The organism is Oxynema mangrovii CENA135, assembly GCF_016632315.1.
Lineage (GTDB): Bacteria > Cyanobacteriota > Cyanobacteriia > Cyanobacteriales > Laspinemataceae > Oxynema > Oxynema aestuarii.
This window is the reverse complement of sequence record NZ_JAEOXH010000001.1, coordinates 190314-208695: the sequence shown is the minus strand read 5'-3', so window position 1 is coordinate 208695 and position 18382 is coordinate 190314. Positions and strand designations below refer to the sequence as shown.

Below are 18382 nucleotides of genomic sequence, written 5' to 3'. Positions count from 1 at the left end.
AAAAAGAGGGGCTCAGTTCCGCTTTGCCCCCCTCAAGATTTCGTGCCGCGATCGCTCGTTCGGGCGATCGTCAACTTAATGTAACTTACGCATTCGGTTCGATCCGAGCGTAGAAACGACCGCGAATTTTGAGATCTAACGATTCTTTCGCACCCATATCCGTATCGGAGGGCTGATCGCTCTCAAAGATTCCAGCAATTTCGCCCGTGCGGCTGTCTACTTTAGAGACTTTCAGAGAAATGTGTCCCTGACCGCTCAAAGCGCGCTTGACATTGGCCCGGGTGTAATCGGTCGTGTCGCCACTGGCGGGCAGTGCGACCGCCGTGTCATACCCAGTGGTTCCCCCACGACCTTTGGGGTCGAGGAAACTGGCACTACGATAGGAAGGAACGCGATATTCGCCTTCAAAGTCGGTGGACGTGTTGATGCTTTCCAGGTTGGGCTGGGAAGAGGCGACCAAGCTTTTAACGGTGAACAAGAAGGGAACTTCTTCACCCCCAGGCAGCATCACGGTGATCGCTTGGAAGTCGATCCCGTCTTCTTCCACAAATTTCAAGCTGCCGTCGGATTCAAAATTCAACGACCCTTGGATTTGCGTTAAGGTCGAAGTCTGACGAGTCAAGGGTTTGCCGGGGACGAATTCCGCTTCTTGACGTTTGCTCGTCGTTTCTTCTTTAACGAAGTAGTCCGTCGGCTGCAAGCACAAGTCGGTTAACAAGTACGATTGACTTTGGTCTAAGGGAATAAAGCCCCGTGCGGTTTCGGCGAGTTCCGGACAGTTGTTCGCCAAGCCCGTTCCTCTGATGTCGTCGTAGGTTAGATTTTCTTTACTGGCCAGATCCGGCCCTTCACTACAAGCGGTCAGTACACTCAAGCACACGGCCAAGAGTGCTGCAATTAAAGCGCGATACCTCATGGTCAACCTCTGTTTCTAAAAATTCAAACAATCCCATCCGGCGATATTATTGGAGATCGAGCCTACAGCCGTGGCACCCTTCGCCGCGATCGACCCGCACGCCCCGATCGCGAGCGACGGGGGGACGAACGGTAATTGCGATCGCTCTGGAACGCCACGTCCGCGCTAATTCACCCGATTCGTGTCAAGCGTAACTACAGTCCTCGCATTCCCAGTTCGCGATCGTTCGCGAGTCGCGTTCGACCGATCGCCGTTCCGGCAAGGCGGGCTTGCCAATGGCAGTAACGCTGTAGATCGCGAGAGAAAGTGGCTCTTTCCATCGCTCCTCGCACGGACCGAATCAGCAAGGGTTCTATGTCGATCCAAGATGCCATAAAGCATTGTACCGAAAAACCGTCAATCTACTTCGACCTTTTCGCCGCGATCGATCCCCGAAGTTTTGCGGTCATTATTAAGCCCTTTATCGATTTCCCCGGGCAAACTTCTAACGCTAAAATGCCAGGGACGATTTTCTCTGCGACGTGCCGCTTCCTCTCCCGGGGAAGGGTCGGCCCCTACCTTCTGGGGCGATCCCGAGCCGTCACCCCGCCCGGGGGGTCGCCGCGCGATCGCAAACCATCTCAACTCGATAATTCACAGGACTGAATGTCATGAACGGCACTACCCCTTCATCGGACTCACAACAGTTACACCAACAGTTACCCGCCCTCATCAGCGCTTTGCACGATTTGGCCGAACAGCATCAGGGCGATGCCCTCGTCCTTCTAGAGTTATTACGCTCTTTAGAAAATCTCCATCGTGAAATTTGTGAAAATCTCTTTCTCGATTCTTTACCGGACAACCGTCAAGCTCTCTACGCGCTCTTAAGAGATATCGAAAATACCGGGGGCTGGCCTTACATTTATCGTCGAAAACTCGAATGGATTTTACAAAAATTACCAGAAGAGATGGTCGAGGAACTAACCCGAGAACCCGCCATCTCTCCTAAAGATTTAACCTTCGACTCTGACGGTTAAATCCGATGAATTTGGGCGATCGCCCCTAGCTTTTTCGGGCGATCGAAAATCGGCAAGTCTCTCCCTTGCCCCCATTTTCAATCCACTTAAATCAACGAACCTAAATCGATGGAAGAACTCGACCCGTCACTGGAGCCGTTCGAGCTGTCCGCCGTACTCGCACTGTCCGTGGAATCCGTCGTCGAATCGGTCGTCGAATCCGTCGAACCCATTCCCTCCGTAATATCAAACCCGTTCTCCGACCCGTCACTCGGTCGTCCGATCGAAATTGCCTCTCCCGCACTATCGACAAAATCGGCTCCCGTGAAGTTGGCCGCTTCCACCCCTTGCAAGATCGCAATCACTTTCTCGCTGTCAATTAACTGAATCACCGTACTCTGAATCAAACTATTATCCGGTCCGATATTCTCGATTTGTACGATATTCAAATCGTCGAAATTCAACCCTTCTTCTAAGGCGAGAAAGTCTTCGGAACCACTGTAATCGGTAATTAAATCGATCCCGGAGTTGACTTGCAACATAAAATAATCCGTTCCCGTTCCTCCGGTCAGGGTGTCGGACCCTTTATCGCCGACGAGCCAATCGCTCCCCGTTCCTCCGAGTAAGCTGTCGTCGTTGCGACCGCCATAGAGACTGTCGTCCCCGTCTCCGCCTCGCAGGGTGTCGTTATCGACGTTGCCATTTAACAAATCATTCCCCAAATCTCCCCAGACGAGATCGTTACCATCCTCGCCGAAGAGCGTATCGTCGCTACGTCCTCCATACAAGCTGTCCGCCCCTTGTTGACCGAAGAGGAAATCGCGTCCGTCATTACCGAACAATAAATCGTCGTTGGTTTCGCCAAAGATCAGGTCGTCCCCGTCTTCCCCGAGGACGGTATCGTCATCTTCGCCGCCGACGAGGGTATCGTTATCGCTGCCGCCGAAGAGGAAATCGCGTCCGGGATTGCCAAAAATTAAGTCGTTTCCCCGTTCTCCATATAAAGTGTCGTTGTCGAGATCGCCGAATAGAGTATCGCTCCCGTCTCCTGCAAAAATGAGGTCATTTCCCTGACCGCCTCTGATGCAATCATCTCCTTGACCGCCTCTAATTTGATCGGGACCGAGGTTGCCGTTGATGGTATTGTCCCCAAGGGAAGCGTCGATGGTATCGGAACCGCCGAGACCGAAAATTAGATCGGATTCTTCGGTTCCCAAGATCGTGTTTCCTTGGTCGTCACCCACTAAATTAGCCATGGTGGATAGATTTCTCCTTAATTGACAACAAGCTATGAGTTCCTCAAGTATACTCACGAGGTCGAATGATTTTAGAGATCGCCCTCGCCGGATTAAGAGTAGCAATTTTTGTTTTAAACTGGGGAGGGTTCTTGAAAGGCTGACTCGCCGGGAACTGGAAATTTGCCACGACCGCCAATTTCTCAGAGGAAATACCCTCGATGTTTCAGTTTCTCCCGAGGAAGAAAAAGGGATTTCATTTAAGGGTGCGATCGCCCAAAAAAGGCGAAGGATTCTTTTTGGTCGGTCGGTTAAATGTTCTTTGCTTTCCTCGGTAGCGATCGCCAAAAACAGCGAGGCAGAATTGGCGTCCGTGGCGGCGGGGCGATCGCACAAAACCGATCCGGCGATCGCCGATCTCTCGGGCGACTTCAGTTCACTATCGTTATTTTGAGAGGCAAATCGCTGATGAGCATTCGAGGTTCTTCTAGGGCCGATTCCCAACCGATTAAGTTTGGAACCGACGGTTGGCGCGGCGAAATTGCGGCGGACTTCACGTTCGAGCGGGTGGCCTTAGTGGCGCCCTTGGCCGCTCGGGTTCTGCAACAGGTTTATGGGAAGACGGTGGCGAAGCGCACGGTGATTGTGGGCTACGATCGCCGTTTTATGGCGGAAGATTTCGCCCGGGAAGCGGCGGAGTCCGTGCGTCGGGCGGGATTTGACGTGTGGCTGTCACAAACCTACGCCCCGACTCCAGCGTTTAGCTGGATGGCGAAACAACACAACGCCCTCGGCGCGATCGTCATGACGGCGAGCCACAATCCCGGCTCTTATTTGGGCTTGAAAGTTAAGGGATCCTTTGGCGGTTCGGTGCCGCCGGAAGTCACCGGGCAAATCGAGGCGCTGTTGCAATCCCAGCAGATAGGGGCGCGATCGCCGGAAACGGCAGAACCGGGAAAACTAGAAACCTTCGATATTTGGCCGGAATATTGCGCCATGCTGCGCCAAAAAGTCCAAATTGAGAAAATTCGAGAGGCGATCGCCCGGGAAGAACTGACCGTGTTCGTCGATGTCATGCACGGCGCCACCACCGACGGTCTCGGTCGGATCCTCGACGCCCCGGTGTGCGAACTTAACGGCAATCGCGACCCCTTATTCGACGGCGGCGCCCCGGAACCGTTACCGCGCTATCTGTCGCACCTGTTTCGCGCCATCCGCACCCACCGCCGCCAACATCGCGATCGCCTCGCCGTCGGCTTCGTCTTCGACGGGGACGGCGATCGCATTGCCGCCGTGGACGGCGACGGCAACTTCCTCAGTTCCCAAATCCTGATCCCGATCCTGATCGAACATATCGCCGGACGCCGCCAGGTCACCGGGTCGGCGATCAAAACCGTGAGCGGTTCCGACCTGATCCCGCGCGTGGCCAAATTATACGAGTTGCCCGTCATGGAAACCCCGATCGGCTTTAAATACATCGCCGATCGCATGTTAGAAAATCGGGTGGCGATCGGCGGCGAAGAGTCCGGCGGTATCGGTTACGGCACCCACGTTCCCGAACGCGACGGCTTGCTCTCGGCTCTCTACCTGCTCGAAGCCCTCGTCGAAGCCAAAACCGATTTAGGCGTCCTTTACCGCCAACTCCAAGACCGCGTAGACTATCATTTCGCTTACGATCGCGTAGACCTGCCCCTGACGAGCATGGACGTGCGCGATCGCCTCTTAGAGCAGTTGCGGTCCCAACCCCTCCGCGAAATCGCCGGACAGTCCGTGGTCGATTGTTTGAGCATCGACGGCTACAAATTCCGGCTCGCCGATAGCAGTTGGCTGCTGATTCGCTTTAGCGGAACCGAACCCGTCTTGCGCCTCTACTGCGAAGCCCCCACTCTCGATCGCGTCCGTCAAACTCTATCTTGGGCGAAAGAGTGGGCCAATCGGTTTTAAAGTTGGAAAAAACGCCTCCGGCGTCGCTTCGCTAACGGAAAATCTATATCGTCCATTGTCGAAATAACGCGCCGATTTACACGATGAATTCGCCAATCGAAGCCAATCCCTCGAAAATCATGGTAGTCGCCACGGGAAACCCGGGCAAGCTCGAAGAGATGCAAGTTTACCTCACCGATCTCGGTTGGGAATTGCAGCTCAAACCGGACAGTTTGGAGGTCGAAGAAACGGGGGAGACGTTTATGGAAAATGCTTGTTTGAAAGCGTCGGAAGTCGCCCGCGCTACCGGACAGTGGGCGATCGCCGACGATTCCGGTTTGGAAGTGGACGCCCTCGACGGCGCCCCGGGGATTTTTTCCGCCCGTTACGGCGCCACCGATGCGGAACGGATCGAACGCTTGCTGTTCGAGTTGGGGAATGAATTAGATCGCGAGGCCCAGTTCGTCTGCGCGATCGCGATCGCCCGTCCCGACGGGGCGATCGCCCTCCAAACCGAAGGCATTTGTCCCGGTCGCATCATCCACCGCCCGCGCGGAAACAACGGCTTCGGCTACGACCCCATTTTTTACGTTCCCGAACAGCGTCTGACCTTCGCCGAAATGTCTCCCGAGGTCAAACAGCGCATCAGCCATCGGGGCCAAGCCTTCGCCGCCTTGATTCCCCAACTCGCCCGTTTGGAGCATTCCACCCCATGAAAAATCCCACTCTCTGATTCGATCGAGTGGGATGTGAAGCTGGCGACTCGCCAACCAAAGACAAGAGCAAAACGCTCCATTGCTTTTGTCTTTGGCTCGTTCTTCTGATCGTCGGGCGGTTTAGATGGCTTCCTCGTCCTTTTCCCCCGTCCGAATCCGGATAATCTCATCGACGGGACTGACGAAGATTTTCCCGTCGCCGATTTCTCCCGTTCGGGCAGCAGAGACAATTTTATCCACCACCATATCGACCTGGTCGTCATCGATCACGATTTCGACTTTCAGTTTTTGGAGGAATTCGACGGTATATTCCGAACCGCGATAACGTTCGGTTTGACCTTTTTGCCGACCGAAGCCGCGCACTTCCGAAACCGTCATCCCCACGACCCCGGCGTTGACGAGGGCAATTTTGACTTCATCCAATTTAAACGGACGGATAATCGCTTCTACTTTTTTCAAGCTCGTTACTCCTCTGGCGTTTCTAAGACTACTAGGAAATCGCGTTCAATCGCATCGTACCCTAGTATCACTGGCTAGCGAGAGTTTTTTGTAGCTTTTGATACCAAATTTTCGATCGCCCCCCCGCGATCGAACTGTGGATTTAGTTCCCTGTGTTCGGGGGTTGGTAGTAAACGACTTTTCCCGTATTCGGAACGAAATAACAACGGCGGTAAGACTTCCAGAAGGCTTTGAGGATCGACTCGTCGGAATGACGGTAATAGTCGCCCAAAATGGGTTTAATCGCTTCGGTTGCCCGCTTCAGGTGGTAGTGGGGCATACTCAGAAAGATGTGGTGGGCGACGTGGGTGCCGATATTGTGGTGGATCGGGTCGATGAATCCGTAGCTGCGATCGATGCTCGACAGCGCCCCTTTGAGGAAAGTCCACTCGTCACCGCGATACCAGGGAATTTCGGGATCGGTGTGGTGTAAGAAGGTGACTAAATCCAGCCAGACGACAAAGACTACGTAAGGGCCGAGGTAGTATTTGAGCAACCACAGCCAGCCCCATTGGTAGGTCAAGACGGCGAGTAAGCCGACCATCGCGATCCAACAGACCGTACTGGTGAGAATTTGTCCTTTTTCCGAAGGACGGAATAAGGGACTGCTCGGATTGAAGTGAGACCCTTTTTTCCCGGGCGATCGCTTGAACAGATACAAGGGATACAGGAAAGGAACCATCTGGAAACGGGCGAATTTTTCCAGCCAACTCATTTGCTGGTACTGGCTTTCGCTGATGGGATACCAACTTTCATCATTTTCCAAACTGCCCGTGTTTTTATGATGAGTGCGGTGACTGATGCGCCAACCGTGGAAGGGCACCAGAATCGGGGTATGGGCTAAATGTCCGAACAGGTCGTTGACCCACAAATGGCGGGAGAACGAACGGTGACCGCAGTCGTGTCCGACGACAAATAAAGCCCAGAATAAGGTTCCTTGAGCCAGCCAGAAGATCGGCCAAAAAAACCAAGAGTCAACGGTATGGGCGATCGCGTACAATCCGGCGATCGCCCCGATATCTAAGAAAAAGTAGCTCAGAGAGCGCCAGGTCGAAGGCTCGAAACAATCGCTCGGAATCGCAGCTTTCAACTGGGCGAGGGTGAAAGGCAGATCGGCACTTTCCGAGGCGGTTTCGTGCTTGAGATTTTCTGTAAACTCGTATGTATTGACTTGCACGTGAATTTGCTTTGGAGGAAGAGAATAAATTTTGCGTTCGACTGTACCGAGATCTAAAGGTACAGAGGCGTTGTCCGAAAGTCAAAATTTTCTGCCGTTCCCCCCTGTGCCGAGCCAGAAGGCATAATAAGGAATGAAGCCCCAATTCCCTCCCTGACCGTGCGACTTGCGCTCCGGACTGGCGACGAGCCGGGTGAGAGCGTCAGTTCGTTATCTATAGACTGTCTATAGACTGCCCTCCATCACTTGCTGAAACCACCATGAGTTCTCCCGCAAATTTTGAAGTGATCCGACCGACGGGAATTTTAGACGCCACTCAAGCCAGTCAACTCCGGCGAGAGATCGCCCATTGTCTGGAGAAGGAGACCGAAATCGTGCTGGTGAATCTCGAACAGGTAGCGTTTATTGATAGTTCGGGGTTGGGGGCTTTGGTGTCCGCACTCAAGATGGTGAAAAATTCGGGAGGGGCGTTGTTTATTTGTTCGATCAACGATCAAGTCAGGATGTTATTCGATCTGACGAGTATGGATAGGGTGTTTAAGATTTACGAGAATGAGGAAAGTTTCAAGCAAGATGCCCTCGATCGCCCCTTCGCGTAGCTGGAAGAGGGGTTAGGGGGCAATCTGGATTCAGTTTTCGGGAAAGTCGAGCTGCAATATGGACAGGTCGTCGTCGAAAAACGGTTGCGTTTCGATGTGGCGCAATCGGTCTAAGAGGATATCGAGATCGGCGCCGTCGTGCTGGCGTAATTCGACTAACAGCTTCACGAATTCTTCTAAATTCCAGCGCGTCCCGTTCTCGCGGTGCAGTTCGTAAGCGCCGTCGCTGAACAGGTATAAGGTGCTACCCGGGGCGATCGCGCAACAGTCCTGCTCGTATTGGGCTTCGGAAAACATGCCGATGGGTAACCCGGGGGTGTGCAAGCGTCGCACCGCTTCTGCTGGTTCGGCTTCCGGCGCCAATAACAAGGCGGGGGGATGTCCGGCGCTGGCATAGACTAATTGGCGCCGGGTTCGATCGTAGATGCCGTACCAGATCGTAAAGTATTTATCTTGATAGTTTTCCATCTCGAATGCTTGATTTAAGGCGTCCAAGACCCGGGCGGGTTCCGCGCGATCGAGGGGGTGGTGGGGGCGATGAGTCCGGTCCTTGTCATTGCGCGATCGCATCCACTGGAGCACCGACAGGGCGGGTAAAGTGGCTCCCAAGCCGTGACCGGACACGTCGAGTAAATAGAGGGCGAGGCGATCGCGATCGAGCCAATAATAATCAAAACAATCGCCGCCGAGTTGTCGCGACGGTAAAAAACGGCTGGCAATTTTAATCGGCGTTGCTAATTGTGTCGGAAGCAGGGATTGCAGGTATTGAGCCGCTTCGAGCCGTTCGTGTTCTAACTCCCGATTGGTGAGGTGCAAATCTTGTGTCAGTTGGTGGATGCGAAGTCCGGCCCGAACGCGGGCTTTGAGTTCCTGGAGGTGAATCGGTTTGGAGAGAAATTCGTCGGCTCCGGTATCCAAGCCTAAAATGCGATCTTCGGGGGTGTCGCGAGCCGTCAGCAGGATAAAAAAGGTGGTGGATAACTCCGGCATCGCTTTGATCTGGCGGCAGACCTGCAAGCCGTCGAGACCGGGCATCATCCAATCGCAAATAATTAGGGCGGGGCGCAACTGTCGCGCTAATTCAATACCTTGAAGGCCATTGGAGGCCAAGGCGACTTGATAGCCTTGTTTGGTGAGACTTTTGCTCAAAACCAAGCAGATCGTCGAGTCGTCGTCAATGACTAAAATTTTGATCATTCGCGATCTTATCGAAACAAACGGGTCTAGAACCCCGTCCCTTCGACGCCGCTCGGGACATGCCTTTTAGGAATCAACGTCCGTTCTACGGCGGTGAGGAGGTCGGGGTCGGTTCGCTCCCGAGCTTCAGGGTGGCGATCGCCTATTTGGAGGATCTCGGCCAGCAGTCGGGGGGGATTCTGGGGTAGATCGGCCTGAGTGGCGTGAGAAAAAATGTAGCTAAAATAGAGAGGTTTCTTTTTTCTGCGAGCAGGTGGCGAAACCACGGCGGGCGATCGCGCCGAGTCGGGAGGAGACTCGCCGAAGCACGCTTCTCGAAGTTTCTTCTCCCAGTGGGTTCGAGCAGATCGGACGTGAAGCGCACGAAGAGTCCAGGGTTGCGGTTAGTTTCTGGGGTGGGTCAACGGTTGGTGAAATGACACGGGAAACGCACCGAGATCCCCCGAGTCAGGTCAACAACGGCTGAAATGGTGTCCCTGATTGATAAGGTTGCAGTTGAATTGCAAGTTCCTGATTGTCAACGGATTACGGTCAAAACTGATTTAACCCTACTTCCCGACCTGTTAACGTGGTTCGAGCGTTTTAACGGGCCTCCCCTGGCAACACCCACTTGGATGCAGTGCCAGTTAGTGTTGGCTGAAGGGTTTACGAATGCCGTCCGTCACGCCCACAAACATCTTCCCCCAGAGGTCGAAATCGAGATCGAAGTAGCGGTCAGTTCTCAATGCTTAGAATTGAGGATTTTCGATCGCGGCGACCCGTTCGACTTGCCGACGGCGATCGAACGCGAGTGCCAGGAAATCGACCCGGAAGCGGAACGGGGGCGCGGACTTTACCTGATGGATCGGATTGGCGATCGCCTGGAGTACAGGCGCACGGAGGATGGCGGCAACTGTTTGTATTGGATCAAGTACCTCTAAGCTGCCTCCACCGGAACCGCGACGCCCCCGTAACGGCGGTGGATCCAAGGCGGTGGAGAGACTCCACCGCAAAGCGAACCAGGAGATCGCCGCCGGAACCGACCCCCGCGAGAAGGGCGAACTAACTGGGATTTTGGGGATTGGGTTGGCTTTCGTAATTGGGCGCGTAAGCCTGAAGTAAGGAACTGACCTGAGAGAGGACTTCCTTGCCCGAACTTTTGCCCAAAGCGACTCGTTCCGGGAAAAAATCCGGTCGGTCGAGATAGCGGGCGATCGCCTCCTCCACTCTTTGGGTAATCAGAGTCTGTAACTCCTCCTTGGCGCGCGATCGCTGGTAGTTCGCCCCTTCTTCGGTGGTGGCATAAAGGGGGGGCAGGCGGTTGAGTCCGTAGGCGGCGATATCCCCCACATCGAGGGTGCGATCGCTGGTCGCCTCAATTTCTGCCACCCGGGCGATCGCTTCCGACAACACCAACTCCTCCATCACATTGATGAATTGTTTGCGCGGGAGAACGACCACCTCCCCAGTCAACAGCGCTCCCATCAGGCGATCGAGCGCCATGTACTCTTCGATCGACAACTCCGATGCAGTGTTACAGATTCGTCCCACTTCGGCTTCCATCGCGGGGGTCAGATAACCATCCTGCAGTGCCTGTTCGACGATTTTTTCGATACTCATAATGCCTCTACTGCTCCACGGCACTTTCTTCAACGGGCAATCCTGCAATGATTTTGCCTTACAAACCGCCCTAAAATAAATCAAAATCGAGAAAAATAAGGTTCGTCAACGATTTGAATCCAGCCGCTAGGAGAGCGGCGATCGCCATTTACTCGAACCCTTCAAAGCGCCACGGCACCGGATCGACCGCTCGACCGTGGACGTACAATCCCCAATGTAAATGCGGTCCGGTCGATGCGCCAGTCGAACCGACTCCACCGACGATCTGACCTGCTTTAACCATATCGCCTTCTTTGACATCGATCCGGCTCAGGTGAATCAAAATACTGAGAACCCCTTGACCGTGGTCGATGCCGACGGTGTTACCGTGAATCTCAAAGCCGTCGGCTTCGCGACCGACGAGGGCGATGCGTCCCCCCGCCGGAGCCACGACCGCCGAACCAGTCGCTCCGCCATAGTCTACCCCACGATGGTAGTAATCTTCGGCAAAGACCCCGTTATAATAACGCCGAACCCCGAAAATTGTGGTCACGACGCCGTTGTTCGGGCGCAGGAACGGACCGTTCCAGAATTTTTGCGGGGTCACCAGTTCTTTGAATGCATCGACTAGATCGAATTCGTAATCGGTCCCTTCGAGATCTTCCTTATCTGGCGGCAGCCAAATCGATTGGGTCGGGAAGGAGCGATCGCCCACCCAGACCGCCAGGTTGCGGACTTCTCCCCCGCCCGTAACGCGCACCACCTGCCGTCCCGGTTCGTCTAAAGGGGTGGTCGGGAACAAGGCGCGAAAGCGGTTGCCGCCAATGGCAAATACGGGATAAGTTTGCGACCCGATCTCGACGGTCGGCGCTTCCGTTTCCCCGGGATCGTTCTCGACCACGATCGAGAGGGTATCCCCCAATTGGGGATTTTCCGGTTTGATTTCGACTTGTAGGGCTTGCGCAGGTAAGCCCAACGCGACCACTACAGAAATCCCCGACAGTAAAGAGCGCCCGAGCAAAGCGTCCCAGGACGACTTGACCTGTCGTGCCCATCCCGAGACGAGGGACATCCCTCGTTCCTCGGCGATCGCATTCAATCCATGCACAGGAATGATCATCGGTAAAAAACTGCCTTTTTCTTTTGCTAGAGAGACTGACGATCGCTACGTTCAGTTTCCATATGAATCGAGTCGTTGCACCCCAGCCCACGCCTGTTGAGGGGGCTTCAAACATTTAACAAATATCAAATCTATTATTTTACTCTCAACCTACCCGTTTTCGGTCAGGACGATCGCGCGCCTTCCCGGTCTCGTCCACCCGGAACGCGGCTTTTTGCAAGAGCGGGCTGCGGTGGCGATCGCCCCGTCCCATCAAAAATAGTTATCCTGAACTTGTTATGTACCTTCATATTTCTCTCATTTTCAAAAACAGCCGTGCAAGAAGACTTCAGATTAATCCTCGATTTAGTCACTTTATTAGCCGCCGCCTCCGTCGGCGGACTGTTGGCTTCTGCCCTGCGTCAACCCGCCCTCCTCGGCTACTTACTCGGCGGTACGATCGTCGGTCCTGCCGGATTGGGATGGATTAAAGAACTGATCCAAGTCGAAACCCTTGCCCAGTTTGGCGTGGCTCTACTCCTGTTTACCCTCGGCGTCGAATTTTCCCTCGCCGAGCTCAAAAAAGTCAAAGCGATCGCCCTCGGCGGCGGCACCTTGCAAATTACCCTCACGATCGCCGTCACCAGTAGCGTCGCCCTGATGATGGGCTGGTTGACCTCTCCGGTACAAGGGATTTTTCTCGGGGCGATCTTATCCCTCTCCTCCACCGCCGTCGTCATCAAATCCCTGATGGAACGCAACGAGATGGAAACCCCTCACGGACAGGTGATGCTGGGGATCCTCGTCGTGCAAGACTTGGCCTTGGGGTTGATGTTGGCGGTATTGCCCGCCTTAAACGAACCCGCCGAAGCGATATCGATGAGCGTCGCCTCGGCTTTACTGCGGATTGGCTTATTCGCGATCGCCGCGATCGGCTTCGGCACCTATATCGTTCCCCGGCTGCTGCGGATGCTCGCCAAAACCGAAAGTCAGGAATTATTCTTACTCGGCGTCGTCACCCTGTGTTTGGGCATCGCCTTAGTCACCTACTATTTGGGCTTTTCCATCGAAATGGGCGCCTTCGTCGCCGGATTGATGATTTCTGAAGTCGAATATGCCGACCAAACCTTAACCTATGTCGAACCCCTGCGCGACTTACTCGCCGCCTTATTTTTCGTCTCCGTCGGAATGCTGATCGACCCGGTGTTCTTGTGGAACCATCTCGAAATCATTTTAAGTTTGGTCTGTCTGGTTTTAATCGGAAAATTTTTAATTGTCGCGCCGATCGTGCGCCTATTTGGCTATTCCTTAAGAACCGCGCTCATTGCCGGATTTGGCTTGGGTCAAATCGGGGAATTTTCCTTCGTGCTGACCGCCCAAGGGCAGGCGTTGGGATTGGTCTCGCGACAAGTTTACTTATTAATTTTAGGCACTACCGCCCTGACCTTAGTGCTGACCCCATTTTTATTAAAATTAATGCCCCAAGTGCTCAATTGGGCCGAAACCATGCCCGGATTGACGGGCTTTTTCGATCGAACGGCGATGCCTTTAGGGATGTCGGAGGAGCGACCCTTAGAAAATCACGTGGTGGTTTGCGGTTACGGACGGATCGGTAAAAAAGTCGTGCAACTGCTGCAAAGTCACAATTATCCCGTGGTGGCGATCGATTCGACCGAACGGGCGATCCAGCAGCTTAGAGGGGCTGGAATTCCTTATATTTACGGCAATGCAGCCTCCCTACACGTGCTGCAAGCGGCGGGAATCGATCGCGCCAGTGCGATGGCGATCGCCGTACACGACCCGATGAGTACGCGCCTGTGCTTGAAGCGAGCCCTCGAACTCTCGCCCGATTTGGATGTCGTGGTCGAAACCGATCGCGAAAAAGACATCGAAATGCTCTATCAATTGGGCGCGTGGGAAGTCGTTCAGTCCGAGTTCGAGGTCAGTTTGGAAGTCGCCACCCATTTATTAATGGGGGTCGGCTTCCCCTTGAGCGGGATTCGACGAGAAATCGAACAAATTCGCCAACATCACTATCTCGACCTGCGACCGGAACGATCGGCGTCGGACGTGGCCCGAGAATTGCAAAGTGCAACCCAGGATCTCAACGGTAAATGGTACGATTTGCCCCAGCGATCGCCCCTGATCGGGATGACGGTCGAGCAAACCGACTTGCGCCGCCTGACCGGGGTGAGTCTGTTGGCGATCCGCCGCCGGGACGGGGAACAACTGGACTACCCCGATTCTCAAGTCAACTTCGAGGCGGGGGATAAATTGTTACTCGTCGGCGAACCGGAAGAATTCGCCACCGTTGAAGATTTGGCGGAAGGGGAGATCGCCGTCCCTCGCGAACACCGTTCCTGTCAGTGGCTGACCGTTCCCGATCGCAGTCTGAACCGGGGCAAAACCCTGTCCGAACTCGACTTGCGGCGTCAGTACGCGGTGCAGGTGCAGGCGATTCGCCGCGAGGCCCATTTTATCCGCTTTCCTCACGGAGATACGGCGATTGAAGGGGGCGATCGCCTGTTGCTCTGCGGCGCCAGAACCTCCCTGCAACGGGTTCGAGACGCGATCGCTTTGGCGGAGGAAGCGGTCTCTACTCCGGTTTCTGTCGCGATCGGTTCCCAGCACGATCGCCCCTAGTGAGGGCAACTTACGCCTTCGGCTGGATGAAGACGATCGCGTGTTTCCAGATCACCGTCTGTCGGTCGTAATGGTCGAGCACCGAGAGACATTCGCTATCTTGCCAAAAAATTTTCCCCGCGATCAGATCCCCGGTCACCACTTTGAGTTCGACCTCTTTTTTCTCTTTAATCAAACTTTGAATTTGGCGAATGCTCGGAAGGTTAGTATCTAAGTCAGGCATAATTTGCACCACTTTTTAACGAGTTGTAGCAATTGTACAAATTCTGACATTCTCGTGACGTTACGCTCCATCCCTCTCAAGGGCGAAGCGCTAGCAGATCGGTAACAGTTCCCTTGTCCTTTGTCCGGCGTCATGCAACGCTAAAGAGACGGTGGGCGATCGCGCCGTTGTCCGGCTTCGGGTTTTCCCCGGCGACCCAATCCGAATCCCTCAATCCCTCAACGAACGAAGAAGCATTACAGGCAATGAGTATCGAATTTAGCAAATATCACGGTCTGGGAAATGACTTTATCTTGATCGACAATCGCGACCGAGACGAACCGCGACTCGATCGCGATCGCGCGGTGAAGTTGTGCGATCGCCACTTCGGAATTGGGGCCGATGGCGTCATTTTTGCCTTACCTGCGGCGAATTCCGAAACCGACTACACTATGCGGATTTTCAACTCCGACGGGTCGGAACCGGAAATGTGCGGCAACGGGATTCGCTGTTTGGCGCGCTTTCTGGCGGATCTCGAAGCGGCCCGAGGGCGCGAAACGCCGCGATCGACCTTTCGGATTCATACTCTAGCCGGAACGATCGTGCCGCAGATCGTCGCCGACGGTCAAGTGCGCGTGGATATGGGGGTTCCTCACCTGTTGGCCCGGGAAATTCCGACCACCTTAGTCGATGCAGAAGAAAAAGCGATCGATCGCTCGATGGAGGTCGCGGATCGCCAGTGGTCGGTCACCTGCGTGAGTATGGGCAATCCCCACTGTATTACCTTTGTCGAAGACGTGGCGGCGATCGACCTGGAAAAAATCGGTCCGCTTTTCGAGCATCATCCGGTATTTCCCCAACGGACGAACGTGGAATTTGTGGAAGTCGTCGCTCGCGATCGCCTCAAAATGCGGGTTTGGGAACGGGGTGCGGGGATTACCCTCGCCTGCGGGACGGGGGCCTGTGCCACCCTGGTGGCGGGAGTGCTGACCGGACGGTGCGATCGCGCCGCCACGGTGGAACTTCCCGGCGGTCCGTTGGCGATCGAATGGTCCGGTGGCGACGGTCGCATTTACATGACCGGACCGGCGGAATGCGTGTTTACCGGGCAGATTTAACCCCCCCAAGATTTTAGAAATTTTAGAGAAGGCAATCATTTCGCACAGTTGAGAAGGACGAAAAATGCCGATCGCCATTGAAGTGTGCTTGAGATCGGAATCGTCCGACAATATCGGGCAAAGATAGCGAAATTTAAGAGGCGATCGCGTCAACATTACCCTTTTTCAGCGATCGCCACCCTCTCAAAAAGAGGGGTTTTCCACTAGTTTTAACCCCTTCGGCGATTTCCACTCTAAACTCTAAAATCTAAAATAGTAAACCGATGCAGTTAAATTATTTAATAAGGGAGAGTATGGATGGGTGGCGGCATTTACCTAATTCAAGATGAAGATCGGCTCGTCGAAATGCTAGAACAAGCTTATGACTCCGAAGACCGATTAGAAGAACTGCTCGAAAAATATCCGAATTTAGTTGCAGGCGATCGCGTCGATCGCGAAACCCCGCGTCAGTGGTTGTTGATCTCGCGGGAAATTCCCCTCCCTTCCGAAGAAGAAGGGACGCAACTGTGGACTTTCGAGCATTTATTTCTCGATCAAAACGCAATTCCCACCCTCGTCGAAGTCAAACGCACCAGCGAGTCTCGGGTTCGACGGGAAACCATCGGCCAAATGCTCGACTATGCCGCCAACGTGTCGCTTTACTGGCCCCTCGAATCGATCGTCGCTCAATTTGAGGCGAACTGTCGCGATGGCGGACGCGACCCCGAACAAGTGTTTGAGGAATTTCTCGGTAGCGACGCCGACGAAGAACGCTTTTGGCAAAAGGTGAAAACTAACTTGCAAGCGGGGAAATTGCGTCTGGTTTTCGTCGCCGACGAAATTGCTCCCGAACTGCGCCGGGTGGTCGAATTTCTCAACGAACAACTCGACCCCACGGAAGTTCTCGCCTTGGAGATCAAGCAGTACGTCAGTCAAGATGGCTTGAGAACCCTCGTCCCGCGCGTGATCGGTCAAACGGCGGAAGCGCAACAGAAGAAAACCAGTGCCACTCGCGAACGGCGTAGGTGGAATGAAGCCTCTTTCTTCCAGGAATTTGAAGCCCGTCAGGGAACGGAAGAAGCGGTGATGGCCCGCAAAATTCACGAATGGGTTCGCGGTCGCGAACCGCAGGTGGAAGTCGTTTGGGGGACGGGAGATACTTACGGCGGATTTACCGCCAAACTCAAACAAAAAGGGCGCAAACCTCTGGCATTGTTTACCGTAGGGATTTCGGGCGAGTTTTTCCTTTCCTCGATCGCCTACGGATCCCAACCGCCGTTCGATCGCGAGGAGAAATGGTTGGAACTGCGCGGTCGCATGAGTTCGATCGGTCTGTCCCTCCCTGCGGATCCGACGGAAACCCGATTGCCGACCTTTCCCCTCTCGACCTTGCAAGACGATAGTTCCCTCGAACAAGTCCTCGAAACGTTTGAATGGGCGATCGCCCAAATTCAATCTCACCCTGTTTCCCACTAACCGGACGCCGAGGTTTTCGTCGTCGCGATCGTTTGCGAAGCGGTTCCTGACTCCTTTGGAGTCGCTACGCGAACGGATCGTCGCCCGTCCTTCCCGGTTCCTGTCTGGCAGGTGCCATCTTCTCCCCTAGCTTCCATGGATATCCCTACCTTAGTTTTAGGCTTTCAATTCACCTCTCCCGGACCGATTCTCTTCAAACTCGGTCCGTTGACGATTCGCTGGTACGGTTTATTAATTGCAATGGCGGTGTTAATCGGCTTCACCCTCTCCCAATGGCTCGCCAAACGCCGCCAGGTCAATCCGGACATCCTCGCCGATTTAACCCTTTATTTGGTCTTGGCTGCCATTCCTTGTGCCAGATTGTATTACGTGGCCTTTCATTGGCCACAGTACGCCGCCAATCCTTTAGATATCTTCGCCATCTGGGAAGGCGGGATTGCCATCCACGGCGCCATTATCGGCGGGGTTATCGCTGCGGCAATTTTTGCCCGCGTCCAGAAGATTTCGTTTTGGCAACTGGCGGATTTAGTGGCGCCCTCTCTAATTCTCGGTCAGGCGATCGGACGGTGGGGCAATTTCTTCAATTCCGAAGCCTTTGGTAGACCCACCCAATTACCTTGGAAACTCTACATCCCTCCCCTGGCGCGACCGCCCCAATATCTCGAATTCGATTACTTTCATCCCACCTTTCTCTACGAATCGTTATGGGATTTGGGCGTCTTTATATTGCTGCTGACCCTGTTTTTGCGGGACTTACGCCAGCCGTTTCTCAAAACCGGAAGCTTGTTTTTACTCTACGCGATCGCCTACAGTAGCGGTCGCATCTGGATCGAAGCCTTGCGAACCGACAGCCTCATGCTCGGTCCACTCCGCATCGCCCAACTCGTCAGCCTTTTAGGAATCGTCTTCGGCGTCGCCGGGTTAGTTTGGCTGTACGGCTTCAAGCGGCGCTTACCGGATGCGGTCGGCGACGACTGACGGAGTGGCTGTCGTCTTTGGAAGTCGTCGATCCCCAAAAAAACCCTAGAACA

General features: G+C 54.3%; 20 protein-coding genes. 11 read left to right on the top strand and 9 right to left on the bottom strand.

Annotated elements, in window-relative coordinates:
• Window positions 1-85: 85 nt before the first annotated feature.
• Both psbO and JJD41_RS00815 read right to left on the bottom strand, forming a co-directional pair.
• Complete coding sequence (gene psbO / locus JJD41_RS00820) at window positions 86-916, bottom strand: photosystem II manganese-stabilizing polypeptide (protein WP_200664292.1); 831 nt, start codon at window positions 914-916, stop codon at window positions 86-88.
• A 194-nt stretch (window positions 917-1110) separates the two neighbouring features.
• Complete coding sequence (locus JJD41_RS00815; protein ID WP_200664291.1) at window positions 1111-1290, bottom strand: hypothetical protein; 180 nt, start codon at window positions 1288-1290, stop codon at window positions 1111-1113.
• A gap of 276 nt (window positions 1291-1566) precedes the next feature.
• Here JJD41_RS00815 and JJD41_RS00810 point away from each other — a divergent pair, with 276 nt between their 5' ends.
• Window positions 1567-1932, top strand: a complete 366-nt coding sequence (locus JJD41_RS00810) for a hypothetical protein (protein WP_200664290.1) — start codon at window positions 1567-1569, stop codon at window positions 1930-1932.
• An 86-nt stretch (window positions 1933-2018) separates the two neighbouring features.
• On the opposite strand, the gene JJD41_RS00805 is transcribed toward JJD41_RS00810, so the two are convergent.
• The gene (locus JJD41_RS00805) at window positions 2019-3167 is read right to left on the bottom strand and encodes a calcium-binding protein (protein ID WP_200664289.1); all 1149 of its coding nucleotides are present in this window, start codon (window positions 3165-3167) and stop codon (window positions 2019-2021) included.
• Window positions 3168-3468: 301 nt separating this feature from the next.
• On the opposite strand from JJD41_RS00805, the gene JJD41_RS25165 reads away from it, so the two are divergent.
• From JJD41_RS25165 to rdgB, 3 genes are all read left to right on the top strand, one after another.
• Entirely contained in the window at window positions 3469-3600 is a 132-nt protein-coding gene (locus JJD41_RS25165; RefSeq protein ID WP_255547198.1) for a hypothetical protein, read from the top strand.
• Window positions 3601-3614: 14 nt separating this feature from the next.
• Window positions 3615-5090, top strand: coding sequence for a phosphoglucomutase/phosphomannomutase family protein (locus tag JJD41_RS00800; RefSeq protein WP_200664288.1), 1476 nt, complete (start codon window positions 3615-3617; stop codon window positions 5088-5090).
• An 83-nt stretch (window positions 5091-5173) separates the two neighbouring features.
• Entirely contained in the window at window positions 5174-5785 is a 612-nt protein-coding gene (gene rdgB / locus JJD41_RS00795; RefSeq protein WP_200664287.1) for an RdgB/HAM1 family non-canonical purine NTP pyrophosphatase, read from the top strand.
• Between the two features lie 120 nt (window positions 5786-5905).
• Here the strand turns inward: rdgB and JJD41_RS00790 are convergent, their stop codons facing one another.
• The gene (locus JJD41_RS00790; protein ID WP_200664286.1) at window positions 5906-6244 is read right to left on the bottom strand and encodes a P-II family nitrogen regulator; all 339 of its coding nucleotides are present in this window, start codon (window positions 6242-6244) and stop codon (window positions 5906-5908) included.
• A gap of 142 nt (window positions 6245-6386) precedes the next feature.
• Window positions 6387-7460, bottom strand: a complete 1074-nt coding sequence (locus tag JJD41_RS00785) for a DUF3474 domain-containing protein (RefSeq protein WP_200664285.1) — start codon at window positions 7458-7460, stop codon at window positions 6387-6389.
• A gap of 260 nt (window positions 7461-7720) precedes the next feature.
• Here JJD41_RS00785 and JJD41_RS00780 point away from each other — a divergent pair, with 260 nt between their 5' ends.
• Window positions 7721-8059, top strand: coding sequence for an STAS domain-containing protein (locus JJD41_RS00780; protein ID WP_200664284.1), 339 nt, complete (start codon window positions 7721-7723; stop codon window positions 8057-8059).
• A gap of 30 nt (window positions 8060-8089) precedes the next feature.
• Here the strand turns inward: JJD41_RS00780 and JJD41_RS00775 are convergent, their stop codons facing one another.
• Entirely contained in the window at window positions 8090-9256 is a 1167-nt protein-coding gene (locus JJD41_RS00775) for a PP2C family protein-serine/threonine phosphatase (protein WP_200664283.1), read from the bottom strand.
• A 59-nt stretch (window positions 9257-9315) separates the two neighbouring features.
• On the opposite strand from JJD41_RS00775, the gene JJD41_RS25160 reads away from it, so the two are divergent.
• Window positions 9316-9444: a hypothetical protein gene (locus tag JJD41_RS25160; protein ID WP_255547197.1), complete on the top strand. Its 129-nt coding sequence runs from the start codon at window positions 9316-9318 to the stop codon at window positions 9442-9444.
• 279 nt (window positions 9445-9723) lie between these two features.
• On the top strand, window positions 9724-10176 hold the full coding sequence (locus JJD41_RS00770; protein ID WP_200664282.1) for an ATP-binding protein: 453 nt from the start codon (window positions 9724-9726) through the stop codon (window positions 10174-10176).
• 121 nt (window positions 10177-10297) lie between these two features.
• Here JJD41_RS00770 and JJD41_RS00765 read toward each other — a convergent pair whose 3' ends face one another.
• A complete protein-coding gene (locus JJD41_RS00765; protein WP_168568226.1) occupies window positions 10298-10855 on the bottom strand; it encodes a late competence development ComFB family protein in 558 nt (185 codons plus the stop codon).
• Between the two features lie 148 nt (window positions 10856-11003).
• Window positions 11004-11954 (bottom strand): M23 family metallopeptidase, encoded by a 951-nt coding sequence (locus JJD41_RS00760; RefSeq protein ID WP_234488449.1) that lies wholly within the window; start codon window positions 11952-11954, stop codon window positions 11004-11006.
• A 315-nt stretch (window positions 11955-12269) separates the two neighbouring features.
• Here JJD41_RS00760 and JJD41_RS00755 point away from each other — a divergent pair, with 315 nt between their 5' ends.
• Window positions 12270-14576, top strand: a complete 2307-nt coding sequence (locus tag JJD41_RS00755) for a cation:proton antiporter domain-containing protein (RefSeq protein ID WP_200664281.1) — start codon at window positions 12270-12272, stop codon at window positions 14574-14576.
• A gap of 10 nt (window positions 14577-14586) precedes the next feature.
• Here the strand turns inward: JJD41_RS00755 and JJD41_RS00750 are convergent, their stop codons facing one another.
• Window positions 14587-14799, bottom strand: a complete 213-nt coding sequence (locus tag JJD41_RS00750) for an Hfq-related RNA-binding protein (protein ID WP_200664280.1) — start codon at window positions 14797-14799, stop codon at window positions 14587-14589.
• 245 nt (window positions 14800-15044) lie between these two features.
• On the opposite strand from JJD41_RS00750, the gene dapF reads away from it, so the two are divergent.
• The 3 genes from dapF to lgt all read left to right on the top strand — a co-directional run bounded on the left by dapF (window position 15045) and on the right by lgt (window position 18329).
• Window positions 15045-15896, top strand: coding sequence for a diaminopimelate epimerase (dapF, locus tag JJD41_RS00745; protein WP_200666940.1), 852 nt, complete (start codon window positions 15045-15047; stop codon window positions 15894-15896).
• 297 nt (window positions 15897-16193) lie between these two features.
• Entirely contained in the window at window positions 16194-17351 is a 1158-nt protein-coding gene (locus JJD41_RS00740) for a hypothetical protein (protein ID WP_200664279.1), read from the top strand.
• A 135-nt stretch (window positions 17352-17486) separates the two neighbouring features.
• The gene (gene lgt / locus JJD41_RS00735; protein WP_200664278.1) at window positions 17487-18329 is read left to right on the top strand and encodes a prolipoprotein diacylglyceryl transferase; all 843 of its coding nucleotides are present in this window, start codon (window positions 17487-17489) and stop codon (window positions 18327-18329) included.
• The last annotated feature ends 53 nt before the right edge of the window (window positions 18330-18382 follow it).